25 protein-coding genes and 4 pseudogenes are annotated in these 24752 nt (G+C 64.3%); 17 read left to right on the forward strand and 12 right to left on the reverse strand.

The genetic code is table 11. The features are described from left to right. Positions 1–26 precede the first annotated feature (26 nt). Both IPN92_13380 and IPN92_13385 read left to right on the forward strand, forming a co-directional pair. Positions 27–1526 carry a hypothetical protein gene (locus IPN92_13380; GenBank protein MBK8639210.1) on the forward strand — a complete coding sequence of 500 codons (1500 nt, stop codon included), beginning with the start codon at positions 27–29 and terminating at the stop codon, positions 1524–1526. 47 nt (positions 1527–1573) lie between these two features. Beyond that, positions 1574–1720 carry a hypothetical protein gene (locus tag IPN92_13385; GenBank protein MBK8639211.1) on the forward strand — a complete coding sequence of 49 codons (147 nt, stop codon included), beginning with the start codon at positions 1574–1576 and terminating at the stop codon, positions 1718–1720. Positions 1721–1787: 67 nt separating this feature from the next. On the opposite strand, the gene IPN92_13390 is transcribed toward IPN92_13385, so the two are convergent. Continuing rightward, on the reverse strand, positions 1788–1928 hold the full coding sequence (locus tag IPN92_13390) for a hypothetical protein (protein ID MBK8639212.1): 141 nt from the start codon (positions 1926–1928) through the stop codon (positions 1788–1790). Between the two features lie 169 nt (positions 1929–2097). On the opposite strand from IPN92_13390, the gene IPN92_13395 reads away from it, so the two are divergent. The 4 genes from IPN92_13395 (at position 2098) to tolR (ending at position 4118) form a co-directional block, all read left to right on the forward strand. Further along, positions 2098–2445, forward strand: coding sequence for a putative addiction module antidote protein (locus IPN92_13395; GenBank protein ID MBK8639213.1), 348 nt, complete (start codon positions 2098–2100; stop codon positions 2443–2445). A gap of 74 nt (positions 2446–2519) precedes the next feature. After that, positions 2520–2987, forward strand: a complete 468-nt coding sequence (gene ybgC, locus IPN92_13400; protein MBK8639214.1) for a tol-pal system-associated acyl-CoA thioesterase — start codon at positions 2520–2522, stop codon at positions 2985–2987. Then, positions 2977–3651, forward strand: coding sequence for a protein TolQ (gene tolQ / locus IPN92_13405; GenBank protein MBK8639215.1), 675 nt, complete (start codon positions 2977–2979; stop codon positions 3649–3651). Before ybgC ends, tolQ begins: the two co-directional genes overlap by 11 nt. Before the next feature lie 32 nt (positions 3652–3683). Next, positions 3684–4118, forward strand: a complete 435-nt coding sequence (tolR, locus tag IPN92_13410) for a protein TolR (protein ID MBK8639216.1) — start codon at positions 3684–3686, stop codon at positions 4116–4118. Here the strand turns inward: tolR and IPN92_13415 are convergent. After that, on the reverse strand, positions 4087–4524 hold the full coding sequence (locus IPN92_13415; GenBank protein ID MBK8639217.1) for a hypothetical protein: 438 nt from the start codon (positions 4522–4524) through the stop codon (positions 4087–4089). The genes tolR and IPN92_13415 overlap by 32 nt on opposite strands. Positions 4525–4559: 35 nt before the next feature. Between IPN92_13415 and tolA the strand changes: the two genes are divergently transcribed. The 4 genes from tolA to ybgF are packed head-to-tail and all read left to right on the forward strand — an operon-like array spanning position 4560 to position 8098. Next, positions 4560–5354, forward strand: coding sequence for a cell envelope integrity protein TolA (gene tolA, locus IPN92_13420; GenBank protein ID MBK8639218.1), 795 nt, complete (start codon positions 4560–4562; stop codon positions 5352–5354). Positions 5355–5383: 29 nt separating this feature from the next. Continuing rightward, on the forward strand, positions 5384–6676 hold the full coding sequence (gene tolB, locus IPN92_13425) for a Tol-Pal system beta propeller repeat protein TolB (protein MBK8639219.1): 1293 nt from the start codon (positions 5384–5386) through the stop codon (positions 6674–6676). 23 nt (positions 6677–6699) lie between these two features. Further along, complete coding sequence (locus IPN92_13430) at positions 6700–7206, forward strand: OmpA family protein (protein MBK8639220.1); 507 nt, start codon at positions 6700–6702, stop codon at positions 7204–7206. 10 nt (positions 7207–7216) lie between these two features. After that, a complete protein-coding gene (gene ybgF, locus IPN92_13435) occupies positions 7217–8098 on the forward strand; it encodes a tol-pal system protein YbgF (GenBank protein ID MBK8639221.1) in 882 nt (293 codons plus the stop codon). Positions 8099–8113: 15 nt separating this feature from the next. On the opposite strand, the gene IPN92_13440 is transcribed toward ybgF, so the two are convergent. Both IPN92_13440 and IPN92_13445 read right to left on the reverse strand, forming a co-directional pair. After that, on the reverse strand, positions 8114–8488 hold the full coding sequence (locus IPN92_13440; protein MBK8639222.1) for a hypothetical protein: 375 nt from the start codon (positions 8486–8488) through the stop codon (positions 8114–8116). 64 nt (positions 8489–8552) lie between these two features. After that, positions 8553–9263: an SDR family oxidoreductase gene (locus IPN92_13445; GenBank protein ID MBK8639223.1), complete on the reverse strand. Its 711-nt coding sequence runs from the start codon at positions 9261–9263 to the stop codon at positions 8553–8555. Positions 9264–9469: 206 nt separating this feature from the next. Here IPN92_13445 and lapB point away from each other — a divergent pair, with 206 nt between their 5' ends. From lapB to IPN92_13465, 4 genes and pseudogenes are all read left to right on the forward strand, one after another. Beyond that, entirely contained in the window at positions 9470–10660 is a 1191-nt protein-coding gene (lapB, locus tag IPN92_13450; protein MBK8639224.1) for a lipopolysaccharide assembly protein LapB, read from the forward strand. A gap of 32 nt (positions 10661–10692) precedes the next feature. Beyond that, positions 10693–11368: pseudogene (gene pyrF / locus IPN92_13455) on the forward strand (orotidine-5'-phosphate decarboxylase). A 139-nt stretch (positions 11369–11507) separates the two neighbouring features. Then, entirely contained in the window at positions 11508–12380 is an 873-nt protein-coding gene (gene galU, locus IPN92_13460; protein MBK8639225.1) for a UTP--glucose-1-phosphate uridylyltransferase GalU, read from the forward strand. A 176-nt stretch (positions 12381–12556) separates the two neighbouring features. Beyond that, positions 12557–13786, forward strand: a complete 1230-nt coding sequence (locus IPN92_13465; protein ID MBK8639226.1) for a cation transporter — start codon at positions 12557–12559, stop codon at positions 13784–13786. Here IPN92_13465 and IPN92_13470 read toward each other — a convergent pair. Next, positions 13783–15153, reverse strand: a complete 1371-nt coding sequence (locus IPN92_13470) for a carbohydrate porin (protein MBK8639227.1) — start codon at positions 15151–15153, stop codon at positions 13783–13785. The two genes, IPN92_13465 and IPN92_13470, sit on opposite strands and share 4 nt — an antisense overlap. A gap of 85 nt (positions 15154–15238) precedes the next feature. Here IPN92_13470 and IPN92_13475 point away from each other — a divergent pair, with 85 nt between their 5' ends. From IPN92_13475 to IPN92_13485, 3 genes are all read left to right on the forward strand, one after another. Then, positions 15239–16381 carry a glycoside hydrolase family 5 protein gene (locus tag IPN92_13475; GenBank protein MBK8639228.1) on the forward strand — a complete coding sequence of 381 codons (1143 nt, stop codon included), beginning with the start codon at positions 15239–15241 and terminating at the stop codon, positions 16379–16381. Between the two features lie 23 nt (positions 16382–16404). Continuing rightward, a complete protein-coding gene (locus tag IPN92_13480) occupies positions 16405–17205 on the forward strand; it encodes a hypothetical protein (protein ID MBK8639229.1) in 801 nt (266 codons plus the stop codon). A gap of 370 nt (positions 17206–17575) precedes the next feature. Then, on the forward strand, positions 17576–19435 hold the full coding sequence (locus tag IPN92_13485) for a potassium transporter Kup (protein ID MBK8639230.1): 1860 nt from the start codon (positions 17576–17578) through the stop codon (positions 19433–19435). A gap of 12 nt (positions 19436–19447) precedes the next feature. Here the strand turns inward: IPN92_13485 and IPN92_13490 are convergent, their stop codons facing one another. The 7 genes and pseudogenes from IPN92_13490 to IPN92_13520 form a co-directional block, all read right to left on the reverse strand. Beyond that, positions 19448–19705: a hypothetical protein gene (locus tag IPN92_13490; GenBank protein MBK8639231.1), complete on the reverse strand. Its 258-nt coding sequence runs from the start codon at positions 19703–19705 to the stop codon at positions 19448–19450. A gap of 32 nt (positions 19706–19737) precedes the next feature. After that, complete coding sequence (locus IPN92_13495) at positions 19738–19896, reverse strand: linear amide C-N hydrolase (protein MBK8639232.1); 159 nt, start codon at positions 19894–19896, stop codon at positions 19738–19740. Positions 19897–20073: 177 nt separating this feature from the next. Next, on the reverse strand, positions 20074–20229 hold the full coding sequence (locus tag IPN92_13500) for a hypothetical protein (protein MBK8639233.1): 156 nt from the start codon (positions 20227–20229) through the stop codon (positions 20074–20076). Between the two features lie 161 nt (positions 20230–20390). Next, positions 20391–20597 (reverse strand): annotated as a pseudogene (locus IPN92_13505) (Hpt domain-containing protein). A gap of 120 nt (positions 20598–20717) precedes the next feature. Further along, positions 20718–21433: pseudogene (locus IPN92_13510) on the reverse strand (response regulator). 294 nt (positions 21434–21727) lie between these two features. After that, positions 21728–22093 (reverse strand): annotated as a pseudogene (locus IPN92_13515) (hybrid sensor histidine kinase/response regulator). Between the two features lie 6 nt (positions 22094–22099). Continuing rightward, complete coding sequence (locus IPN92_13520) at positions 22100–24580, reverse strand: cache domain-containing protein (protein MBK8639234.1); 2481 nt, start codon at positions 24578–24580, stop codon at positions 22100–22102. Between the last annotated feature and the right edge of the window lie 172 nt (positions 24581–24752).

Genomic DNA, 24752 nt, shown 5'->3' on the forward strand with positions numbered 1-24752 from the left:
GGCGAGCAACGAAGGACATAACCACCATGCATATTAACCGCGCCCCCTTCTGGACCCGTCTGGTCACACTCTGCGCGATCCTGCTGGCGGCCTTCCCCGCCCTGGCTGGCGATGCCACCTACCGCTACGACGCCCTCGACCGCCTGATCGGCGCCGTGGATGGCGATGGCACCGTCATCGAGTATAGCTACGACGCCGCGGGCAACCGCACCAGCCACGTCGTTCAGGCGGCAGCGAACTTGACCCTGACGCTGGCCATGGCCGGCACGGGTAGCGGCACGGTCGGCGGCGGTGGCAGCTATGCGGCGGGTGACCCCGTTACCCTCACCGCCACCCCGGCGGTGGGCAGCACCTTCGCCGGCTGGGGCCCCAGCCCCTGCGCCGCCAGTTTCACCATGCCGGCCACGGACCTGACCTGCACCGCCACCTTCAGCCTCCCCACCCTCAAGATCAACGACGTCAGCAAGGCCGAGGGCAACAGCGGCACCACGGCCTATACCTTCACCGTCACCTTGTCTCCGGCCAGCACCGGTACCGTCACCCTCAAGTACGCCACCGCCAATGGCACCGCCACGGCGGGCAGTGACTATACCGCCATCCCGGCCACCCTCTTGACCTTCAATCCGGGCCAGACCAGCCAGCAGGTGACCGTCAAGGTGACCGGTGACACCATCCCGGAGGCCAACGAGACCTTCTTCGTTAACCTGAGCGCCCCCAGCGGCGCCACCCTGTTCGATGGCCAAGGCAAGGGCACCCTCCTCAACGACGAGGGACCCGTACTCAAGATCAACAATGTCAGCAAGGCCGAGGGCAACAGCGGCACCACGGCCTATACCTTCACCATCACCTTGTCTCCGGCCAGCACCGGTACCGTCACCCTCAAGTACGCCACCGCCAATGGCACCGCCACGGCGGGAAGTGACTATGCCGCCATCCCGGCGACCCTCTTGACCTTCAGTCCGGGCCAGACCAGCAAGCAGGTGACCGTCAACATCACCGGCGACACCACCCTGGAGGCTAACGAGACCTTCTACGTCAACCTGAGCGCGGCCAAGGGCGCCACCCTGTTCGATGGCCAGGGACTCGGCACCCTCCTCAACGACGAGGGGCCGGTACTCAAGATCAACGACGTCAGCCAGGCCGAGGGCAACAGCGGCACTACGGCCTATACCTTCACCATCACCCTCAGCCCGGCCAGTACCGGCACGGTCAAGGTCAAGTACGCTACCGCCAATGGCACCGCCAAGGCGGGCAGTGACTATACCGCCCTCCCGGCCACCCTCTTGACCTTCAGTCCGGGCCAGACCAGCAAACAAGTGACCGTTAACGTCAGCGGCGACACCATCCCGGAGGCCAACGAGACCCTCTTCGTCAACCTGAGCGCGGCCAAGGGCGCCACCCTGTTCGATGGTCAAGGCAAGGGCACCCTCCTTAACGACGATCTAGGCGATGTTCCAAACGTGGTTGATGTGCCAGAAGTGGTTGATGTTCCCGACGGGGAGACTGGCTCGGAAAACGTTCCCTAAGACCATCTTCCGTAACAGGTTGCTGCCTCGCTAAGGCGAGTACCTCCTTGGTCAAAGTGGTGCCGCGGCAACGGCAAGAGGCCGGCACCCAACATCGGCTCGGCTTCCTCGCGGGGGAGATCCGAGTCCCGGAGGGGTTTGACCGCATGGGTCAGGACGAGATCGAGGCCCAGTTCCTGGTCGGCGCACCCTGATCCTGCTGCTCGAACCCCTTCGACCGCTTGCTGATCGCCCAGGCCCGCGTAGAAGGCCTGACCCTGCTCACCACTGACACGCGGGCGGCATTCCCACGCAGAGATAGCGGGCATAAATGTCGCGCAGCGACAACCATGGCTTCAGCCCCAGCGGGGCATAGCCCGCCCAGGGGATCAGGCCGACGACGCTCCACCTGTGGTAGATCATGAGCCTCGCCCACCCCCACTGCGGGTCGGACTAAAGTCCAACTCCCCATCGCGGTACCCGCCTGCGCCGTCATTAGGCTCGCCATGCGTCCGGTGGCGATAAAAACAGTCAGGCTGCCGATATCGTGGCGGCAAAAACCTTGGCAGCCAACTTAGAGGAATTAGCTTCGATGACCAACAAAATCAAAGTTGCCGATCTACCGGAATTCGACATGGCCCAGTACCTCGGCACCGATGAGGATGTGGCGGAGTATCTGCGTCAGGTACTTGAGGACGGCGAGCCAGGAGAGCTTGCCGCCGCGCTCGGGCACATCGCCAAGGCACGCGGCATGACGGAAATCGCCAAAGCCTCCGGCCTCAAGCGCGAAGCCCTCTACAAGGCCCTGCGCCCGAATGCCCAGCCGCGGCTGGACACCGTGCAGCGGGTCTGCAAAGCACTGGGGGTCACGCTCACAGCGAAGGTAACCGATCCTCGCGAGACAACGCCGTCTCGTGGCTGTGGGTTGCGGCAGTCATGATCACAAATCCGACCGAAATACCCCGTTGACTGGTTGTCGCCGCCGCTGGCAAGGGGATTAGGGTTTTTGCTAAAATGATAGGCCCCCAGTCATGCCCTGGCAGGCCCATTGCAGTGTCCCATCAGGAGCGAAACCCGCCCTTTATCTGGCGGGTGCGGGTCTATTACGAGGATACCGACGCCGGTGGCGTGGTCTATCACGCGAGCTATCTCCGTTTCATGGAGCGTGCCCGTACCGAGTGGCTGCGGGAGATTGGCCTTGAACAGGGGGCCGTTCGCGCTAGCCTGAACCTGGGTTTTATCGTGCGCGCCGCGAGTCTGGACTATCGCCGCGGCGCCCGGCTCGATGACCTGCTCACCGTGAGCGTGGCCATTGCCCGCCGTGGCGGGGCCAGCCTGGATTTTGATCAGGAGGTGCGCAGGGTCCTTGATGGCGCCCTCTGCTGCCGGGGCCTGATCAAGATCGCCTGCGTGGCCAGTGACAGCCTCAGGCCTAAACCCCTGCCCCCACAACTGCTGGCGGAGATCGCCGATGTATGCTGAGCTTTCCCTCCTGGATCTGGTCCTGCACGCCAGTTTCGTGGTGCAGTTCGTACTGCTGATTCTGGTGCTGGCCTCGATCCTGTCCTGGACCATGATCTTCGATCGCGCGCGGGTGTTGCGCAAGGCGGCCCGGGCGGCGGAGGAATTCGAACGCCGTTTCTGGTCCGGCGGGGACCTCAGCGCCCTCTATCGCGACCTGGGCCAGGACGACAAGTCCCTGACCGGCCTCGCCGCCATCTTCCGCTCGGGTTTCAAGGAGTATGTGCGGCTGCGCAAGGGCGAGGATGGCGACCCCATGGCGGTCATCCAGGGCGCCGATCGCTCCATGCGCGTCGCCTTGAGCCGGGAGATGGACCGGTTGGAGACCAATCTCTCCTTTCTGGCCACCGTCGGCTCCACCAGCCCCTACATCGGCCTCTTTGGCACCGTCTGGGGCATCATGCACTCCTTTCACGCCCTGGGAAATGTCAAGCAGGCCACCCTGGCCCTGGTCGCTCCGGGCATCTCCGAGGCCCTGGTGGCGACGGCCATCGGCCTCTTTGCCGCCATCCCCGCGGTCATCGCCTACAACCGCTTCGCCGACCGGGTCGAGCGCATCAACAATCGCTACGAGGAATTCATGGAAGAATTCTCAACCCTGCTGCAACGCCAGGGGCGCGGCTGACCACCGGCCCAGACCATAAACGGGGAATTGAGATGAGAACGAAGCGTGTGCGCCGCCGGCCCATCGCCGAGATCAATGTGGTGCCCTACATCGACGTTATGCTGGTGCTGCTGGTGATCTTCATGGTCACGGCGCCCCTCATTACCCAGGGCGTGAATGTCGAATTGCCCAAGGCCGAGGCCGAGGTCATTAGCGGGGAGACCACGGATCCGGTCGTCATCACCGTGGACCAGTTTGGCGATTTCTACCTGGACCTGGGTGAGGAACGCAATCTGCCGGTCGATGCCGTGACCCTGCAGGGCCGGCTCGGGACCGTCCTGCGGCATAACCCCAAACTGCCCATCCTGGTCAAGGGCGATGCCGCCGTGGATTATGGCAAGGTGGTCCAGGCCATGGTGCTGGCCCAAGGCGCCGGGGCGCCAAGCGTCGGGCTGATCACGGTGCCGCCGGAGCGCCCAGAGCCTTGATATGTGGCAGACGGCGCGCCGCAATCCAGGCGCCCTCATCGCGGCCATCCTGCTGCACCTGGTCCTGGCTATTCTCGCCCTGACGGGTGTGGACTGGCTGGATTGGGGGGCGGAGCAGGTCGCCAGGCCCCAGGTGGTGCAGGCGACTATCGTCGATGCCGGAACCCTGAAGTCCGAGGCCGAGCGCCTGGATCAGGCCAGGGACGAGCGGGAGCAAGCCAGCCGGGAAGTGGAGCGCCAGGCGGCGGAGCGTGAGCGTCAGGCGGCCGAGGAGCGCGCCCAGGTGGAAGAGAGCGAACGCCAGCAAGCGGCGGAGGAACGCCAACGCCAGGAGGAGCAGGAACGACTCGCCCAGATCGAGGCCCAGCGTCAGGCCGAGGAGACGGCAAGGCTTCAGGCCGGGCAAAAGCGCCAGGCCGAGGAAAACGTCTGGCTGAGGAGATGGCCAAGCGCCAGGCCGAGGAGAGACGTCAGGCCGAGCAGGAGGCTAAGCGCCAAGCCGAGGAAAAGCGCCAGGCCGAGGAGCAGGCCAAGCGCCAAGCCGAGGAGACAGCAAGGCTTCAGGCCGAGCAAAAACGTTTGGCCGAGGAACGGCGTCTGGCCGAGGAGATGGCCAAGCGTCAGGCCGAGGAAAAGCGTTTGGCCGAAGAGATGGCCAAGCGCCAGGCCGAGGAAAAGCGTCAAGCGGAAGAGGCTGCGCGGCAGGCGGAGCAAAACCGCCAGCTTGAAGAAGCGGCTCGTCTTGCCGAAAGTAAACGGCAGGCGGAGGAGGCGGAGGAGGCGGCAAGGCGGCAAGCAGAGCAAAAGCGTCAGGCCGAGGAGCAACGCCAGGCGGAGCGGGAGGCCCGTCGCCAGGCCGAGGAGGCCGCGCGACTGGCCCAGGAGGAGGAATTAGCCGCGGCGGCCCTGGCGGAGGCGCAGAGAGCGGAAAGCCCAGAGCCGGCGGAACCCCTGGCCAGCGAGATCCAGTACTACGCCGCCGCCATCCGCAACCGTATCCAGCCCTTCTGGGTCCACCCCCCCGGCAGTCGGCGCGATCTTTCCTGCACCGTCGGGGTCCAACTGCTGCCGAGTGGCGATGTCGTGCCCGATAGCGTCCGCATCCTGAACCCCAGTGGCGATCTGGCCTACGATCGTTCCGTGGTCGCCGCTATCTATAAGGCCTCGCCGCTACCTGTCCCCCCGGGCCGCCTGTTCGAGGAGTTTCGCGATTTCAAGTTCGTCTTCAAGCCTTAAGGATGATCACGTCAAGAGACCCGCTACCCATGAAAAGACTCTTCCTTCTCTCCCTGCTGCTGGTCGGGCTGGCCAGGCCCGCGCTGGCTGACTTGACCATCGAGATCGTTGGCGGCCAGGAAGGGGCACAGCCCATCGCCGTGGTGCCCTTCGGTGCCCCGGAGGGCGTGGGCGGGACCATGGAAGACCTGGCCCAGGTGATCGCCGCCGATCTGGGGCGTACCGGCCGTTTCAAGCCCCTGCCACGCGGGGATATGCCGGCTAATCCCCAGACGGCGGAGGCGGTGGATCTGCGGGATTGGCGCGTGCTGGCCATGAATAATCTGGTGGTGGGTCAGATCAACCGTCGGCCCGACGGCCTGTACCAGGTGGACTTCGCGCTCATTGATGTTTATAGCGGCGAGCAACTGGCGATCATGAGCCTGCCAAGCAGTCCCGCCGAACTGCGCTACACCGCCCACCGGATCGCGGACATCATCTACGAGCGTCTCACCGGCGCCCCTGGCGCCTTTACCAGCCGCCTGGCCTATGTCACCAGCGAGTGGGGGGTGGATGGTCAGCGGGTGACCCTGCGGGTAGCGGACGCGGACGGCCATAATCCCCAGACCATCGTCTCCTCCAAGGAACCCCTCATGTCCCCGGCCTGGTCGCCGGATGGCCGTCGCCTGGCCTACGTCTCCTTCGAGAGTCGTCAGACCGCCGTCTTCGTCCAGGAGTTGGCCACGGGCCGGCGCGAGCGGGTGGCCTCCTTCCCGGGCATCAACAGCTCCCCGGCCTGGTCGCCGGATGGCAACCGCCTGGCCCTGACGCTCTCCCGGGACGGCAATCCGGAGATTTATGTCCTTGACCTCTACTCCCGCGCGACTACGCGCCTCACGAATAGCCCCGGCATCGACACCGAGGCGGCCTGGTCACCGGATGGCAGCGAGATCTACTTCACCTCCGGGCGGGGCGGCGATCCCCAGATCTATCGCATGCCCGCCACGGGTGGCGAGGCCACGCGCGTGACCTTCGAGCGCGACTATAACGGCCGCGCCTCTCTGTCGCCGGACGGGCGCTCCCTGGTGATGGTGACCCGCGTCAATGGCCAGTTTCGCATCGCCCTCATGGACCTGGCGACGCGCGCCACGCGCCTGCTGAGCCGGGGAGGGCTAGACGAGTCGCCGAGTTTCGCGCCGAATGGCAGCATGGTAATTTACGCCACCCAGAGCAACGGTCGCGGCGTCCTGGCCGTGGTCTCCACCGATGGCAAGGTGGGCCAGCGTCTCTCCCAGGATGCGAGCGAGGTGCGCGAGCCCGCCTGGTCCCCTCCGCCACCCTGATCGGCGCCACCTGGAGCAAGCCCATGAATAAGCCTATCACCCCGATTGCCGTCCTGATGATCGCGGCCCTGGGGCTCGCTGGATGTGCCAGCGAGCTCACCCAAACGACCGCACCCAAAACCGTTTCAGGCGGCGGGGCCGCCGTCACCGTCGGGGTGGCCGACCGCGCCCCGCCCCCAGGATTGAATGACCCTAACAGCCCCCTGTCCCAGCGGGTCATCTACTTCGATTACGATAACAGCAACATCAAGCCTGAGTTTGTCGAGGTTTTGCGGGCCCACGCCCGTTATATCGCCACCACCCCCAAGGCCAAGGTGATGCTGGAGGGGCATACCGACGAGCGCGGGACCCGCGAATATAATCTGGCCCTCGCCGAGGATCGCGCCGGTGCCGTGCGGCGCTTCATGCGCGCCGAGGGCGCGGCCGAGCCTCAGCTCGGGATTCTGACCTTTGGCGAGGAAAAGCCCACCCAGCCCGGTCAGGGCGAACAGATCTGGGCGTTGAATCGCCGCGTCGAACTTGTTTATTGAGGCCATCTCTATGAATCGCCATCGCCTTTCCCTCGCCATCGTCAGCCTGATCGCCCTGTCGCCAGCCTGGTCGTCCGCCGCCGATATCGAGGGTCGCGTGACCCGCATCGAAAATATGCTCGACAACCAGCGGGGTTCCGATCTGACCCTCCAGATGCAGGGCATGGAGCGAGAACTCCAACGGCTGCGTGGCTTGGTGGAGCAGCAAAAATACGAACTGGAAAACCTCAAACGGCTGCAAGGGGCGAGCCCTTTGAGTGGTCCGGCGGGGCAGGGGGCCCAGGCTGGGGAACCCCCGGTCGATCAAGCGGTGGTGCCAGCGGCCCCGGCAGTGGCTCGGGGGCAGCCCTCCGCCGTGGGGGAGGTAGCGAGGCCTCGCGCGGGTGTCGAGTCACAGGTGCCGCCGCTCTTGTCCGTCGCGACCCCCGAGCCCGGGGAGCCCGAGGAGACCCAGCCCGCCGCGGTGGCCCCGCCGCCGGTGGCGGAGCAGGCCCCCCCGCTGTCGTCGGGCGAGCAGGAGGCCTATATCAAGGCCGTCGAGCCGCTCAAGCAGCGGCGTTTCGAGGAGGCCTCCGTCGCCCTGACCGACTTTCTGGCCCGGTATCCTGATAGCGCGAATGCCGACAAGGCCCACTTCTGGCTCGCCGAGACCCATTACGTCAATCGCAACATCCCGGCGGCCCTTGCGGAATTCCAGGGCGTCCTCAAGGACTATCCCAAGAGTTCCAAGGTGCCGGGCGCCCTGCTCAAGATTGGTTACATCCAGGACGACGCCAAGGACCCCAAGGCCGCCCGCATCACCCTGGAGGAGGTTGTCCGCCGCTTCCCCCAAAGTGGCGAGGCCCGTCTCGCCCAGTCCCGTCTGGACCAGATGCGCAAGGAAGGGCGCTAACGGCCGGCGCCCGTATCAGGGCAGGCGCTCGATTTGGCGGATGAGGGTGTCGTAGCGTTCCCCCAAGGCCGCGGGCATGCCCGCCTCCTTGGCGCCGGCGCAGCCGCCGGCCTCCTTGAGCCGGGCGAGAAATTCTTCCTGTAACCGCGTCTGGGCGCGGCGGTAGGAGCCTTCGGGGAAGAAATCGTCCTGGACCTCCAGCACCGTCATGCGGAACTTGCTGGCCAGGGTCTTGTTCAGGTTGTCGGTGCGGCGACCGGACTGGTCACTCCGGCAGCGGGCGTTATAAAGATCGAAATCGGCGGCGGCGCTCACGGCCTCGACCAGCAATCGCTGGGTATTCTCGTCCAACAAGGGCTGAGCCGAGGACAGCCCGGACGCTAGGACCAGCGCCGCCAGGACGCCAGATCGCCGCCAACCGGTAGGGTGGGGGGTGCTCATGGGTGACCTGGGGTCAACTCTGCCCGTAAACGGGAATGGCGGCCCCGCTGACGGCGCGGGCGGCGTCGGAGACCAGGAAGAGGATGACGTCGGCGAGGGCGGCGGTGGTCACCCAGCGGCTCGGGTCCGCGTCCGGCATGGCGGCGCGATTCTGGGGGGTGTCCAGGGTGCCGGGAAGGACGCAATTCACCCGGATGCCAGCATCCCGATGCTCCTCGGCCAGGCTCTCGGTAAGGCGGATGACCACGGACTTGGCGGCGCAGTAGGGGGCCATGTGACCCTGGCCTTTCAGGGCGGCACGGGCGGCCACGTTGACGATGATGCCGCCGCCCGCCGCCAGGAGGTGGGGGATGACGGCGCGGCAGCTATTGAAGACGGTCCGGGCATTGAGGTCCATCATCTGGTCCCAGTCCGCGTCCGGGGTCTCGTGGAGGGGTGGCCCCATGGTGAAGCCACCGGCGACATTGGCTAGGATGTCGATGCGACCGAAGCGCGTCATGACGGCGGCGATGGCCTCATTCACCCCTTGGGGATCGATGAGATCGACGGTGAAGGCGGCGCTCTCGATACCCACCAGGCCTGCGCGCGTGGCCTCCAGGGCCTCGACATGGTGGCCAAGGAGGGCGATGCTCGCCCCTTGGGCGGCCAGGGCCTGGCAGACGGCCTGACCGAGATTGCCGGCGGCGCCGGTGACGATAGCGACCTTGCCCTTGAGTTCTGGCATGGATGGACTCCCGATGGTTGTCGTTTAACGGGCCGGCGGTTCCCGCCTCCCAGTGCCGGGGGGCAATCCCTGGGGTCGGGCCAGTCTCGCCGGCTCCTTGCCTGCTATCATAGCCGCATCTTCCGGGCTTCGGACACAGATGCCGTGGATTCACCCGCGCCTAAGCTCTCTCCCCCCTCACCCCTAAACAGGTTTGCCCCGCCGTCATGAGCGAATGGATCCTGCTGCTCCTGCCCATGGCCGCCGCCTCTGGCTGGTGGGCCGCGACGCGGAGCGCCCAGCGCGCTGGCGGGGGCGGGGCCCCCGACCCCGCCTATTTTCGTGGACTCAACTATCTGCTCGACGACCAGCCGGACAAGGCCATCGATGTCTTCGTCAAGCTGGCGGAGATGGACAGCGAGACGGCCGAGGTGCAGTTGGCCCTGGGGGGGCTCTTTCGTCGCCGGGGGGAGGTGGACCGGGCCATCCGCGTTCATCAGGGCCTCATGGCCCGCCAGGATCTCCCCAAGCCCCTGCGGGCCCTGGCCCTGCGGGAATTGGCTCAGGACTACCTGCGCGCTGGCCTCTTCGACCGCGCCGAACGCCTCTTCGAGGAGCTGACGGGATTTCGCGACCATCGCCGCCTGGCCCTGACCAGTCTGCTCGACATCTTTCAGCAAGAAAAGGACTGGCGCCGCTGCCTGGAGACCGCCGACCGGCTCCAAAGCCGGCTCGGCGAGTCCATGGGCCCCGCCATGGCCCATTACCAGTGCGAACTGGCGGAGGAGGCCCTGCGCCAGGGTGACGACGAAGGCGCCGAAACCTGTCTGCGCAATGCCCTGGCGACGGACCCGGGCTGCGTCCGCGCCACCCTGCTTCAGGCGCGCCTCGTCCTGGACCGCGGCGAGGCGGACCGCGCCATCCATCTCTACCGCCGGGTCGGCGACCAGGGGCCCCACTTCCTGCCCGAAATCCTCCCGGGGCTGCTGGAGGCCTTTCGTGGCCGCCCACCCTCGGACCTGCTGGAGACCCTGCGCGCCCTGCATCGCGAACATCCCAACGGCGCCTTGCTGTTGGCCATGGCCGATGCGGTCGAGCGGGTCGAGGGGCGTCAGCCCGCGATCCGCCTGCTGGTCGATTATGTGGGCGGCCACGCCGACCTGGCCGCCGTCGAGCGCCTGCTGGAACTGCGTGAACTGCCCCTGAGCGCCGAGGGGGCCGAGGCCCTGGACATGCTGCGAACCCTAGGCCGGGTCGCGCGCTATCTGCGCTCGCGCCAGCCCCGCTATCAGTGCGATCATTGCGGTTTCGTCGCCCGCCGTCTCCACTGGCAGTGCCCCGGCTGTAAGCACTGGGCCAGTATTCTGCCGGTCCAGCCCGCTACCCTCGGCGATGGCTTGGAAGCGGCGGTTGTCTAGGTAAGCCGGGGAAACAGGTCTAAAAGGGGGAAATCCAGTTGGAGCAAGAACCGCGCATCATCGTTGCCCTGGACTTTGCGCGCCAGGAACCCGCCCTGGCCCTGGTCGAGCGCCTGGACCCGCGCCGCTGCCGCCTCAAGGTCGGCAAGGAGATGTTCACCCGCTGCGGCCCGGCCTTGGTCGATCGCCTGGGCGGCATGGGGTTTCCAGGTCTTTCTCGACCTCAAATTCCACGATATCCCCAACACGGTGGCGGCCGCCTGCGTCGCGGCGGCGGACCTGGGGGTCTGGATGACCAACCTCCATGCCTCCGGCGGTCGCCGCATGATGGAGGCCGCGCGGGAGGCCTTGGCCCAGCGGGCCAATCCGCCCCTGCTCATCGCCGTCACCGTCCTGACCAGCCTGGACGCCAGCGACCTGGAGGCCATCGGCTGCCCCGGCGAGCCCCGCCAGCGGGTGCTGCGCCTCGCCACCCTGGCCCGGGATGCGGGTCTCGACGGCGTGGTCTGTTCCCCCCAGGAAGCGGCGCCCGTGCGCGCCGCCCTGGGGCCCGGCTTCCGGCTGGTGACCCCGGGCGTCCGTCCCGCGGGGGCCGCCGTCGGTGATCAGAAGCGGGTCATGACCCCCGCCGAGGCCCGGGCCGCCGGTGCGGATTACCTGGTCATTGGCCGGCCCATCACGGCGGCCGCCGATCCCTGGCGGCGCTGACCATGATCGAGAACGAATTAGGATCCTAACCAGGATGAGGGTTGGTCCAGGGTTCCTGGCCGGACCCTGGGCTTTCTTAGTCACGCCAGCCCCGGCATCGCCCAGGATGAGGGGCCATCACATCGAGCGAAGGTTTCCGATGGCCATAATTCGCAAAGCCGTATTTCCCGTCGCGGGTCTGGGGACCCGCTTCTTGCCGGCCACCAAGGCCAGCCCCAAGGAGATGTTGCCGGTAGTGGATAAGCCACTCATCCAGTACGCGGCGGAGGAGTCCGAGGCGGCCGGCATTTCGCAGTTGATCTTCGTGACCGGTCGGGCCAAGCGCTCCATCGAGGACCATTTCGACAAGGCCTACGAGGTGGAGGCCGAACTCAGCAACGCCGGTAAAAAGGACCTGCTGGACATCGTCCGCAACATCTTGCCACCCCATGTGACCTGTATCTACCTGCGCCAGGCCGAGGCCCTGGGTCTGGGCCATGCCGTCCTCTGCGCCAAGCCCGTGGTGGGGCACGAGCCCTTTGCCGTCCTGCTTGCGGATGACCTCATCAAGGGTGATGGCCAGGGCGTCGTGGCCCAGATGGCCGACGTTTACGAACGTTATGGCTGCTCGGTGCTGTGTGTCGAAGAAGTGCCCTGGGATGAGACCAACAAGTACGGTATCGTCGAGACCGAAAAGGGGCGGGATGGCGAATTGCGGGTCACCTCCATCGTCGAAAAACCCGCGCCCCAGGACGCCAAGTCCAACCTCGCCGTGGTTGGCCGTTACCTGCTCACCCCGCGTATCTTCGCCAAGCTGGAGACCACCGGGCGCGGCAAGGGCGGCGAGATCCAGCTCACCGACGCCATCTCCGCCCTGCTTCAGGATGAGCCCGTCATCGCCTACCCCTTCCGCGGCAAGCGCTACGACTGCGGCAGCAAGCTCGGCTACCTTCAGGCCCAGGTCGAATTGGGTCTGGCCCACAAGGACTTGGGCGAGGATTTCCGCGCCTACCTGCGCGGCCTGGAGTTCTGAAATAACCTTGAAGTCACGGGAAATGGGCTTGCCGCGAGGCAGGCCCCCTGGCTGCCAGGATCCTTAATACCGCCAGGAATTGGCAAGAGCCGGTCAGGGGTTGAAACCCTTACTCGACCGGCCATTGGCCGCGCAACCCACTCCTTCTTCCAGCCTTCCCTTTCAGAGGTCTTGCCGTGGATGCCGCACCCCTTGATGTCAAAAAAGAAAACTATCGGACGGCCGTGCGCGTGACCCAAATCGGGGCGGGCGCCGATACCCTGCTCACCTTGGGCAAGCTCATCGTCGGCTTCCTGGGCAACTCCGCCGCGCTGGTGGCGGAAGGTTTGCATTCGGCGGCCGATCTCCTGTTCGATATGGTGGTGCTGATCGGGATGCGCATCGCCCGCAAGGAGGTGGATGCGGATCACCCCTATGGCCACGGTAAGTACGAGAGTCTGGCGACGCTGCTGCTGTCCCTGATCCTGCTGGCGGTGGCCGTGGGTATTGTGTGGGATGCGGTGGGCCGCATTCAGGATCCCGAGCTGGAGGCCCCCGCGGCCCTCGCCCTCTGGATAGCCGCCGGGTCCATGCTCATCAAGGAGTTGCTGTACCAGTACACTATCCGCGTGGGCCGGCGTATCGGTTCGAAAATCATCGTCGCCAACGCCTGGCATCACCGCAGCGATGCCATTGCCTCTTTCGCGGCGCTGGTCGGTATTGCCGGCGCCCTCATGGGGTGGCCGGTCCTCGACCCCGTGGCCGCTATCGGCGTGGCCTTCTTCGTCGGCAAGGTGGGGGTGGAAATTGCCATCGAGGCCCTGCGCGAGCTTACCGACGCGTCCACCGCGATCGACAAGGAGATCCACGACACCATCCAGCGTCTCATCAACGACCATCCCGAGGTTCAGTCCGCCCACCTGGTCAAGGCTCGGCGCATGGGACCCGACATCATGGTGGATGTGCATCTGGTCGTGGATGCCTTCCTGTCGGTTTCCGAGGGCCATCAGATTGCCGATGAGGTGGAGAAAACTCTGATCAGGGAGGTCTCCGACATCACCTCGGTGATGGTGCATGTGGATGTCAGCGACGAGACCGCGTCGGAATCCGATATGACGGAGGGGGTGGAACGGATCACCCCTAGCCGTGGCCAGCTTCGGGAGCGCATCGAGGGGTTCGGCGCTCTGGAATGGCCCTTGCAGGAAATCCATAGGGTGGTACCGCACTACACCGCTCAAGGGCTGGTGGCGGAGGTGTTTCTGGTGGCTACGCCGGAGGCCAGTTTGGCACAGGTGAGCGCCGGCGCCTTGAAGCTCGGGCGGCGTCTGCACGAGACCCACCAGGACTATGCCAACGTGCGGCTACACCTGTTCCTCGGGGAGGATCGCGGGGGTAACGGGCCGGATGGCCGTCTGCCTGGATCCTAAAGCGAGAGGATGAAGCGTACACCAAAAACAGTGAGGTCGGGATAATCCATGGGTGGGTATTGGTTCTGTCCTGGATTGACCAGGTATTGAAAAAAGGGCTGAACTTTTAGCCAAGGCCTTATCACGGCTTGATGACCCATTTCCAGGAATGATTCATGGCTGGGTATGGCGTAGGTCGTGCCCGTGTGGAAATTCAAGGAGCGAATACCGTTGGCGTAGGCCGGACTCATGTTAAGTCGCGTATAGCCAATCCCGGTCCGATCAAGGGGCCGGCCCTCGATAAGACCGGTGTAAGTCAGGCCGACGTCAAACAGCCAATCGGCCAGATTGCGATCAACTTGGGGATTGATCGCAAAAGTCCCGAAGATATTGAGTCCTTGACCGCGGGTATCGGTCTCGTACCAGATGGGCTGCTCCGCCGTGGCATAAAGGGCATAATTCCCGGAATAGGATTTTGATTCGATGCTGGCATGAGGATCGTTCAATGGCCGGCCATTCGCGGCGGTCGTGAGGCTGTAAAATTCCCCGGAGTGATACCAACCACCCAGCTTGTAGGCATTGGGTAAGCGGGACTCACTGCCTGGTGAACTTGGTTCGTAACCCAATTCAATAAAAGTCAGCGCGCTCTGGCCCAGGGGGAAGCGGAGCCCATCGGTATTGCCAAGCGGGTCGTTTCCGGTGGGACTACCGTTGAACACGGCAGCCTGGATGGTCCATTCCGGATCTGGAGTCAGAATCACCTGGATAGCCGGTACGGGGTTGGGATAGGTCGGACCCGCGCCAGGAAGATTGGCGGACCAGATACCCAGCCATCCCCAGGAGCTGTTGACCAAAAAATCCGAAGAGGCATTCGTATTAAAGTTGATATCCGCCTCGATTTGCCCCAGCTTGATGGCTAGCCGACCATCGAAAAACTCTTGTTGAAACCAGAGTTCCCCAAGCTTTGTAACCGAAGGGGTATATTCGACGTTGGTAGGGGTTAAAAAAGCTCCCAAGTTACTCTGTTCGGCAATGCCTTTGCCCTGAGTCACATAGCCTGAAAGATGTAGGCTGGCGCCACTCCAACCGAACAGCTGCTCAAGATCCACGTCAACTTCGGGTACCAGCAGACCATCGTAGTACCATCCCTGTTGGTTGCCACCCGTATTCCCGAGGAGATCGGAGATTTGGGTGATGTCTATTTCAAGGCCGGATTTTCTTAGCTTTTCACGCCAGCCGCCCCAATCCCCGGATAATGTCGAGTCGAAGTATGCGTCCTCGGGTGGGGATGGGTGGGTATCGGCATGGAGTGCATACGAATAAAGTAGGGGGCAAGCAAACAACGGCAAGACGTAGGTCATGGCAAGCGAAGATGGGTGTTTGCGCATTGATTGTTCTCTTTATTGAATTCCCGAACGGCGTTGCCGTCAGGCCCCGCGAAATTCCATGACCACCGCTGGCATATTATCCTGAATGGAAGTCTTTCCGGTAAAGCGTCGTCAACAAAACAACAAGTTCCCCTGGCAGATTTTGCTGGCGCTGGTGCTGGCGGCCGGGTGCGTGAGCCAAGCAGGCGAAGTGTCCGCAAGCCCATCGCTATCCAGCGCGTCGGTCGCGAGCGGCGGCACTGATACGAGCAGCCAGGGTGGCGGCAGTGGCCTGGATCCCACCACAACGCCTGTCGCCCGGAACGGTCAACTCTCCGTGGTCAGGACCCAGCTCGTCAATTCCGACGGCGTGGCGATCCAACTGCGTGGCATCAGTACCCACGGCCTCCAGTGGTACGGCTGGGGCTCTTGCATCAACGACTCTGCCCTCGATGCGCTGGCCAGCGACTGGGGCAGCGATATCCTGCGCGTCTCGCTCTATGTGCAGGAGGACGGCTACGCGACCGACCCAGGCGGTTTCACCGCCCAGGCCGACACCATCATCGACGGGCTCATCGCGCGCGGGCTGTACGCGCTCATCGACTGGCACATCCTCACCCCGGGCGATCCCTGGTATAACCTCGAAGGCGCCAAGACCTACTTCGACCACATGGCCAGGCGTTATGGCGCCACGCCCAACGTCCTCTACGAGATCGCCAACGAGCCCAACGGTGTGGACTGGGCGAGGATCAAGGCCTACGCCGAGGGGTTGATTCCCTTCATCCGCGCCCGCGATCCCGATGGCATCGTCATCGTGGGCACGGAGGATTGGTCGTCGTTTGGGATTTCCGGCTCCAGCGGCCCGGAAGCGGTGATCAACAACCCCCTGACTTTCGACAACATCCTATACTCGTTCCATTTCTACGCGGGCTCGCACCATCGGGTGTATCGTGACGCACTCGCGACCGCGGCGGCGAGCTTGCCGGTGTTCGTCACTGAGTGGGGCGCCCAGAGGTTCACGGGGGATGGCCCCAATGACTTCGCGAGTGCCCAGCAATACCTCGACTTCCTGGCCCACAAGAAGATCAGTTGGACCTACTGGAACTTCTCCGACGATGATTACACGGGTGCCGCGCTGGTACCGGGCACCTGTCCGGAGGGTCCCTGGTCCGGAGACCACCTCAAGCCAGCGGGCGCTTGGGTGCGGGAGCGGCTCCTGCGTCCGGCGGATACCGTTCAACCCAAGTAACCATTGCCCCAATAGTAAGGAGGATGCCCATGGAAATTCTGGAACACCATGAAAAGATTCACGAGGCAGGCCATGGCCATCATTTCCTGCTTGATACCCGCGAGGAGTCGCGCAACGTCCCGGTTGCCTTGATCCTCCAGAAGGACATTCTGATTACGGTGCGAAGCGAGGAGTTGCCGGTGTTTCGCCTACAGCGCGCGCGGGCGCGGACCCGTCCGGGCTATGTCAGCAAAGGGGCCGATGCATTGCTGGACCTCTATGCCGCGGATGTGGAGTACGCGGCCCATGCCCTGGAAAACGTGTACGCCGAACTCGATCGGGCGGGCAGGCAGGTTCTGGGCTCCCATGCCAGCGACCAGGAGGCGTCGGAGATCCTGGCGGTGATCACCAAGGCCGAGGATCTCAACGGCCTGACTCGCCGCGACGTGCTCGATACCCGTCGCGCCTTGTCCTTCATGATGCATGAAAAATTTCTTTCCGAGGTCCAGTATGCCGATGTGCACGAGATCCTGCGCGACATCGAATCACTCGATGGGCACACGGCGTTCCTGTTCAACAAAATCAACTTCCTGATGAATGCCACCGATAGAGCCATCAATATCAATCAGAACCGGGAGATCAAACAACTCACCATCCTTATTGTCATTTTCATGCCGATCAATGTGATCTCGGGCATGGGCGGTATGTCCGAGTTCTCGATGATGACGGAGGGGATTCCCTGGCCGGTCGCCTATGCCGCCTTCGCCGCGGCCATGGTGATCATCGGCATGCTGACCTATACCGGGCTACGGATTTTCGAGGGCCGCCGAGCGCGCAGACGGTGACGGGTTCAGATAGGCAACCCGACTCGCTAACCTTCAACCATCGGCTAGAAAGCGTGTGTATCCCCAAGGCCGACAGGCCAACTCTATATACCCAGCGCTGGTCACTCGCCGGCCTATCGCAGGAGGGCCGGGTGGGGGCTGGCGGGGGTGTCGACAGCAGGGATACTGTCGTCAAGCCTACAGGGACGTATTCACGGTGTCCCCCGCCAGACACTACCCGGCCCGGAACACCTGAAACCCGGGTGTGTTGGATATATCGACCAGCGGTTCCTGTCGGTTTAGGGGATTTTCCTTGGGGCAAGAGGTCAGAAAGAACCGCTCCGTGAAGAAGGCGACAGTTACGGAGATACCAGGTCATCCCGAGGACAGTATGGCTGCACGCCCAGCGCTGCCGGCTATCACCCTGGCCGCCATCGGGGTGGTCTTCGGCGACATCGGCACCAGCCCGCTCTATGCCTTGAAGGAAATTTTCAACGGCCACCACCCCATTCCGGTCACCCCGGAAAACATCCTGGGCATGCTCTCCATGGTCTTTTGGTCGATCATGGTGCTGGTCTCGATCAAGTATCTGATGATCATCATGCGCGCCGACAATCATGGCGAAGGCGGCTCCCTTGCGCTACTCGCCCTGGTGACCGAACGCGCCAGAAATCCGCGCATGGCCTGGGCCATCACCCTGGTGGGTATCTTCGCCGCCGCCCTCTTCTATGGCGACAGCATGATCACGCCGGCGATTTCCGTCCTGTCGGCCGTCGAGGGTCTGGAGATCGTGACCACCCGGTTCGATCCCTATGTGATGCCGATCACCCTCATCATCATCACGGGGCTGTTTGCCATCCAGAAGCGCGGGACGGGTGCCGTCGGCCTCTTGTTTGGACCGGTTATGATCGTCTGGTTCGGCATTCTCGGCCTCCTTGGGGTAGTGGCGATTAGCCACCATCCGGGCGTCCTGATGGCGCTGCTACCGACTTATGCCATAGGCTTCATTCAGACCCACCCCTTGATGGCCTTTCTCGCCCTGGGCTCGGTGGTGCTGGCGGTCACGGGTGGGGAGGCGCTTTACACCGACATGGGCCACTTCGGTCGGTTACCGATTCGCCTGGCCTGGTTCGGTTTCGTGATGCCGGCTCTGGTCCTCAATTACTTCGGGCAGGGGGCTTTACTGCTCGCCGAACCCGGCGCCATCGTCAGCCCCTTCTTCTACCTGGTGCCGGACTGGGCGCGGGTACCCATGGTGGTGCTGTCCACCCTGGCCACCGTGATTGCCTCGCAAGCCGTGATCTCCGGGGCCTTCTCCCTCGCCCGCCAGTCGATCCAGATGGGACTGCTGCCGCGGATGCGGGTCGTACATACCTCGGGCTATGAAGAAGGACAAATCTATGTGCCCTTCACCAACTGGACCATTTGCCTGGCTGTCCTGGCCCTCGTCATCGGCTTCGAGAATTCGTCGAACCTGGCCTCGGCCTATGGCCTCGCCGTCACGGGAACCATGCTGATCGATACGCTTCTCATCGCCTTTGTCATGGTCTGGCTGTGGCGTTGGCACAAGCTGGTCGTGGTGCTCATTGCCGGCCTGCTGCTCACCATCGACATTGCCTTTTTTGCCGCCAACGCCATCAAGATTCCCAGTGGTGGCTGGTTCCCCCTCGCCATCGGCATCCTGGCCTTCACGGTGCTTACCACCTGGCGCCGTGGCCGCCGTCTCGTGGCCAACGAAATGGCCGAGCGGAGCGTCCCGATGGAGGAGTTTCTGCAATCGATTGGTGACGTGCATCGCGTCTCGGGCACGGCCGTGTTCCTGACCAGTTCCAAGGAGGGCGTACCCTCGGCCCTGCTCCATAACCTCAAGCACAATAAGGTGCTGCACGATCGGGTGGTACTCCTCACCCTGGAAACCACCCACACCCCCTACGTCAGCGCCATGAGCCGCGCGCAATTGCAGCCGATGAGCCAGGGCTTCAAACGCATCATCCTGCGCTACGGTTTCATGGAGAGTCCGGACGTGCCCGCGGCCTTGGCGCAATGCCAACTTCTCGGCGAACGTTTCAATCTGATGGACACGACCTTTTACCTCTCCCGGGAATCCATTGTGTTAACCAGGACCCAGCACATGTGGCCCTTGCGCGCCCGCCTCTTCGCCTTCCTGACCAAGAATGCCACCAGTGCCAGCGACTTCTTCCAGATCCCGGCCAACCGCGTCGTCGAACTGGGGTCGCAACTGGTGATCTGAAGCCCCCGCCCGTTACAAGCCGGCCGCCGGCGTCACGCCCTGGGCTTGCAAGGTCGTCGGCATGGACAGGTATTGGATCGCCTTGCCGCCAAAATCGACCTTGTTCAGGTCCACCTTGCGGATGGTCAGGTCGCCATAGGTGCGGAAGTAGGCGATGCGGTGCTGGAGGTCATAGACCGTTGCCCATTCCGTCTTGTCGTAGGTAAGCGTCGGTGCGCCGCCCGTCCGCGATGGGGTCTTTCCCACCACCGCGCCGAGGGGGATGTCCACCGCGTTCAGGAAGTGGAAGGCCAGGTTGGACCCTACGCCGCGGTCGCCACGGGGACGGCCGAAAAGGCCAGGGCCGTAGCCTTGAGGAAGCGGCTGGGCGGGGTGTAGTCACCAGGTAGCCCCAGTAATCCCGTGCCCTGACCGATGGGCTGGACCTCGACGGCCCCGAGCTTAAGGCCATCGACGTTGATGCGACAAGGGCGGCCAGCACGGTACGGCGGAGGGGTTTAGAGGGCCTGACGAGTCTCTTTTGGGTGCGATGAAGGGGATGGATGCAGGCGGAAAGGCGTCACTGGCCACTCATTAAGGGATCGACCAGGGGTGCGCACCGGGTTGACTGTCGGTAGCGGGTAAAAAAAGGGCTGTCATCACCAGGGCCATATTGAGGTGATCTGCACAATCCTGTCGGGTATTTCCAGCAAGGCCGCCAGTTCATCGATGTGGATGTCGGGCAGGCCATAAATATCATCAAGCAGTTCCTCGAGCCCATAGAGGTTGTAATCAGGCAAGTCTTCATCAGTCATCTGCTTCACATCCGGGACCTTGGTTCCAAGCGAATGCCCAACAATATTATCGGACGCAGCATGAGACCCTCATGACTGCCTGCGGTTCCTCAATGAGTCACCGGCTGATGAAATCCGCTTGAATAATCGATGACATCATGAGATTTCTTGTTCGTGGTAGTTCAGGATTCTTCCGTCATCACTTGATGCAACCGTATGAACTGCGCTTCCAACTCAGCCAGATATCGCTCGGCGGTGCTCAAGTCTCCGGCCCTGGCCGCCTTCTCGATCTCGAAAGCCACCTCCCGCAGGCTCTCACCGCCCACGTTGGCCGAGGCGCCCCTGAGGGTATGGGCCTGGCGTTCGGCCCCCGGCGCGTCCCCGGCCTCAGAGAGTCCTTCAGGGCAGTGATCCGCCGCGGGATGTCCTCCAGAAGGCTTGCGACCACCCTGCGGGCCAGTTCCGCATCACCCATCAGCCGGGCCCCTCATACCGGCACGGTCGAATACTTAGGTTGCCGGGCCGCTGACCGCATCACTGCCGGGGCCGCCGTCATCCGTCACGATGGTGCGTTCCTCCGTGTCATGGGGCAGCCATTGGCCGAGTGCTGCCGCCAGCGCCTGCCGCGCCACCGGCTTGGTCACGTAGTCATTCATGCCCGCCTCCAGGCAGCGCTCACGGTCGCCCTGGAGGGCGTGGGCGGTCATGGCGATAATCGGCAGGGTGAAGGAGGCAGGAACCCGGCCGGCCTCGGCCGCCGCGCCCTGCAGGTTGCCGCATTGAGCCTGCCACCTGATGAATTCATCACGCCGGATTTGTTGCGTGGCCTCGATCCCATCCATCACCGGCATCTGCACGTCCATCAGCACCAGGTCATAGGGCAGCAGTTCCAGGGCCTGGAGCGCTTCCGCCCGTTGGCCACGGCATCCGCCCGCAGACCCATTTGCTTCAGGATGCCCAAGGCCACCATCTGGTTGGTGATGTTGTCCTCGGCCAGCAGAATGCGCGCCTTGCGGCCCGCGAACCGGTGCGAGGTCTCACCGCCCGGTGGGTGGGTGGCGCTGGGAGGTGGCGTGGGCGCCACCTCCGGGTGATGCGTCAGCGCCAGGGCCAGCGCGACCTTGAGCTCCTGATGCCGAATCGGCTTGGTCAGATAGGCCGCACAACCGATCTCATGGCAGTGTCCGGCGTCTTCCCGCCGGCCCAAGGACGTCAGCATCACCATCCGGGTGGCGGCCAGCCGCTGATCGGACTGAATCATTCGGCCCAGGCTTTCGCCATCCATGCCCGGCATCTGCATGTCGATCACGGCTATTTGGCAGGGGTCCTGCTCGTCCAGCGCCCGATTGAGGGCCTGGAGCGCGCCGGGGCCATCTGCCGCCTCCAGCGGGCGCATGCCCCACGCGGTCAGTCGGGTGGTCAGCATGTTGCGGTGGGTGGCGTTATCCTCCACGATCAGCACCCGCACCCCCGGCAATGCGGCGGGCGGCATACTGGCCAAGTGGGCCCCCGTCTGTTTGCCGAGGCGGACGGTAAACCAGAACTCCGAGCCGGTGCCCTCCGCACTGGTGACGCCGGCCTCGCCACCCATCAGCCTGGCCAGTTGTCTGGAGATGGCCAGGCCCAGCCCGGTACCGCCGTACTGGCGCGTGGTCGAGGCATCCACCTGGCTAAACTTGTCGAAGAGCAGGCCGATCTTGTCGGCGGGGATGCCGATGCCCGTGTCGCGCACCGAGAAGCGCAGCACGACCTGCGCTTCATCCTCTTCCAGCAGCGAGACGCGGATCGCCACCTCGCCGGCCGGGGTGAACTTGACGGCATTACCCGCCAGGTTGTTGAGGATCTGGCGCAGCCGTCCCGGATCACCGCGCAGCAGCGTGGGCACCCCGGATCAGCGGCGCAGCGCATCTCCAGCCCCTTCTCGTGAGCCCGCAAGGCCAGCGTGGGCGGCGAAATCTTCCAATAAATTGGACAGATCGAAGTCCAGCCTCTCCAGGTCGAGCTTGCCGGCCTCAATCTTGGAGAAGTCGAGGATGGCATTGATCAGGCTCAGCAGGGATTCACCGCTGGTGCGGACAATCTCCGCGTAGCGCCGCTGCTCCGCGTTTAACGCCGTATCCAGCAACAGTCCGGTCATGCCGATGACGCCATTCATCGGGGTCCGGATCTCATGGCTCATATTGGCCAGGAACTCGCTCTTGGCGGCGCTGGCCCGCTCGGCCCGCGCCGCCATTGCGTTGGCCCGGGCCGTGGCTTGCTCGAGATCCAGGTTGGTCTCGCGCAAGGCCGTCTCCTGGGCGCGGATGCCCGCGTCGGTATGGCGCAGCAGGACATAGATGAAGCCCAGCAAGAGCGTCAGCAGCACCGCACCGCCCGTGCCGACCAGCGTCAAGAGGCGCGCGAAGGCCGCCTCGGCGGTCGCGACGTCTTGCGCGATCAGCAGCTCGCCGATCCCGGTGCCGGCGGCGTCCCGCAAGGGGGTGGAGGAGACCAGCCAGTCCTTCCCGTCGCAGGCGATCTCCCGGGCGGGTTGGTCTGGGTGGGCCGGGTCCTCGGTAACATCATCCGCCCGGGAGGCGAGGGCCTCGGGCAGGCGGCCGAGGGAGGCGTAGCTCACGACGTTCCCGGGCAGTTGGTCCCAGTGGGCCTCCCGCCCGAGCATCCGCATACCCTCTTCCCAGGTTTGGCGGACGAGCTGCGCCTTGCGGATCACCACGGCCAGATGGGCGCCGGATTCGGTGGTGATCGCCTGCAGCACGTCCTCGATCTCCTTGCCCAGTTCCACATAGCCGACCAGCGCCCCGTCGGCGTAGACGGGCTGCACCACCCGCAGGGTGAAGGTGCCCAGCGGGCTCAACTCGATGCCGGAGGTGGTCTTGCCGGTGCGTTCGGCTTCCCGCGTCGTGAAGCGCTCGATCCGGTCGCCATGTTTCTCCGGCTGGTGAATCCGCAGGAGGCAGACGCGGTTGGCGGCGAAGAAGGAGAAACGCGTCAGGTGGTTCTCCCGGTGCAGCGTCTCGAACAGGGGCTGCCAGTCGGCCAGGAGGCGGTCCGCATCACCCGCGCGCAGGGCCTGCTGCACCGCGTTATTGACGGCAAGCAGCTGGGTAACCATGGCCAGGCCGGAGGCCTGCTGGTTCAGGCTAATCCGCAGATCGTGGGCCACCTCGGCGGCACGGTTGACGATGGCCGCGGTCAGTTGTTGCTGATGCTGGCGCCAGAGGAGCGCCCCCGCCCCCGCCATCAACACCACCACCATGATCGCCAGGGGCGGCAGCAGTTGCGCCAGGACCGGCTTGGGCGTGGCGGCGACGCGCCGGGTAGCCGACAGCGCGACCATCACACCGATGAAAATGATCAGCATCAAGCCCACGGGCAGGGCTATTCTGGCGGCGACCTCCCATTGCCAGTCGCGGGCATCGATGTCCATGCCCAGCACGGCGAGCAAATCGCCGCTGCCCTTGTAGGCCCCGGCGCAGATAATCAGATCATCCACCCGCTCGACATAGGTGGTCTTGGGCTGGATCTTCTGGGTCGCCGGATTCTCGTATGGGTAATCGACCCAACCGCGGCCCTTGGTCAAAGCGATGTCTTGTATCTCCTTGCGGAAAGAGTTGCCCCCGGACCCGTCCTGTTGGTCGCGCAGGTTCTGGCCCACCCGTTCCGGTTTCACCGGATGGGCCTGCAGGGTCATGCCCTGGTCGTAGGCGAAGACGTAGAGGCTTTTCCGGCGAAACTCGCCCTGCGGGTCGTTAGCCTCCTGGAGAAAACGCTCGCGGCCCTGCTGCCGGTAGAAGGCCACGGCCTTGCGCACCAGGGCCTGAGCGTCGTCCGGGGTGACCAGGCCGGAGAGCGCCGTCGCCGTATCGGTGATCGGGATCAAACCCGAGACCCAGGTGCCCCACCGGTCGGTGACCGGCCCTTCGACGGCCTCGACCCGGTCCACGAACACGCGGTGAGCCACCGCCGAAACTTCGTCATAGCTCTGCCCGGGGGGGGAATAGCTCTCCGAGCCGGCCGGCTCACTGTCCACGAAGAAAAACACCGTACCCTCCGCCTTGCGACCCATCAGATAGACAAACCGGCATTGCGGGCTGGCGGCGCAAATGGCGGCCAGTTGTTCCTTGAGGCGCAGATATTCGCGGCTTTCCAGGTCCGCCGGCGTGCCGGTGAGCGCTTGGAGGTGCTCAACATTGACCGCCTGTACCGCTACCCGCAGCCGCTGCAGCAGGTCGGTGCGCAGCGCGCGGTCGGCCTGCACCACCGTCCACCAGGTGAACAGCGCCCCCAGGGTGAACATGGCCAGCAGTAGCGCCGCCGTCAGATGCGGCTGGTTCATACCCTGAAAACGGCTGGTCGCTGGATCAATCATGGTAAGGGCTCGGCCCGGGTCGGGGGTACCTCAGCCTGCCGGGGCGAGCCCCCCCATGGCGCGGGCCTCGTCGGCCACCGAGCGGTCGCGGTCTCGGCCCGGGGCTGTTCCGCAACGGCGCGCGGATAATCACCGTGGTTTAAGTAACTCAGGTTGAAGGAGTCGCTGGCGA

This window comes from Chromatiaceae bacterium, assembly GCA_016714645.1.
In the GTDB taxonomy this organism is placed as follows: domain Bacteria; phylum Pseudomonadota; class Gammaproteobacteria; order Chromatiales; family Chromatiaceae; genus M0108.

What these genes read in the sequence shown, in the direction of transcription:
- IPN92_13520 (MBK8639234.1), bottom strand. Translation starts at nt 24,580, where the DNA reads ATGATTGATCCAGCGACCAGCCGTTTTCAGGGTATGAACCAGCCGCAT.
- IPN92_13485 (MBK8639230.1), top strand. Translation starts at nt 17,576, where the DNA reads ATGGCTGCACGCCCAGCGCTGCCGGCTATCACCCTGGCCGCCATCGGG.
- IPN92_13430 (MBK8639220.1), top strand. Translation starts at nt 6,700, where the DNA reads ATGAATAAGCCTATCACCCCGATTGCCGTCCTGATGATCGCGGCCCTG.
- ybgF (MBK8639221.1), top strand. Translation starts at nt 7,217, where the DNA reads ATGAATCGCCATCGCCTTTCCCTCGCCATCGTCAGCCTGATCGCCCTG.
- IPN92_13470 (MBK8639227.1), bottom strand. Translation starts at nt 15,153, where the DNA reads ATGCGCAAACACCCATCTTCGCTTGCCATGACCTACGTCTTGCCGTTG.
- lapB (MBK8639224.1), top strand. Translation starts at nt 9,470, where the DNA reads ATGAGCGAATGGATCCTGCTGCTCCTGCCCATGGCCGCCGCCTCTGGC.
- galU (MBK8639225.1), top strand. Translation starts at nt 11,508, where the DNA reads ATGGCCATAATTCGCAAAGCCGTATTTCCCGTCGCGGGTCTGGGGACC.
- tolR (MBK8639216.1), top strand. Translation starts at nt 3,684, where the DNA reads ATGAGAACGAAGCGTGTGCGCCGCCGGCCCATCGCCGAGATCAATGTG.
- IPN92_13390 (MBK8639212.1), bottom strand. Translation starts at nt 1,928, where the DNA reads ATGATCTACCACAGGTGGAGCGTCGTCGGCCTGATCCCCTGGGCGGGC.
- ybgC (MBK8639214.1), top strand. Translation starts at nt 2,520, where the DNA reads ATGATAGGCCCCCAGTCATGCCCTGGCAGGCCCATTGCAGTGTCCCAT.
- tolQ (MBK8639215.1), top strand. Translation starts at nt 2,977, where the DNA reads ATGTATGCTGAGCTTTCCCTCCTGGATCTGGTCCTGCACGCCAGTTTC.
- IPN92_13445 (MBK8639223.1), bottom strand. Translation starts at nt 9,263, where the DNA reads ATGCCAGAACTCAAGGGCAAGGTCGCTATCGTCACCGGCGCCGCCGGC.
- IPN92_13395 (MBK8639213.1), top strand. Translation starts at nt 2,098, where the DNA reads ATGACCAACAAAATCAAAGTTGCCGATCTACCGGAATTCGACATGGCC.
- IPN92_13475 (MBK8639228.1), top strand. Translation starts at nt 15,239, where the DNA reads ATGGAAGTCTTTCCGGTAAAGCGTCGTCAACAAAACAACAAGTTCCCC.
- tolB (MBK8639219.1), top strand. Translation starts at nt 5,384, where the DNA reads ATGAAAAGACTCTTCCTTCTCTCCCTGCTGCTGGTCGGGCTGGCCAGG.
- tolA (MBK8639218.1), top strand. Translation starts at nt 4,560, where the DNA reads ATGGCCAAGCGCCAGGCCGAGGAGAGACGTCAGGCCGAGCAGGAGGCT.
- IPN92_13380 (MBK8639210.1), top strand. Translation starts at nt 27, where the DNA reads ATGCATATTAACCGCGCCCCCTTCTGGACCCGTCTGGTCACACTCTGC.
- IPN92_13480 (MBK8639229.1), top strand. Translation starts at nt 16,405, where the DNA reads ATGCCCATGGAAATTCTGGAACACCATGAAAAGATTCACGAGGCAGGC.
- IPN92_13500 (MBK8639233.1), bottom strand. Translation starts at nt 20,229, where the DNA reads ATGACTGATGAAGACTTGCCTGATTACAACCTCTATGGGCTCGAGGAA.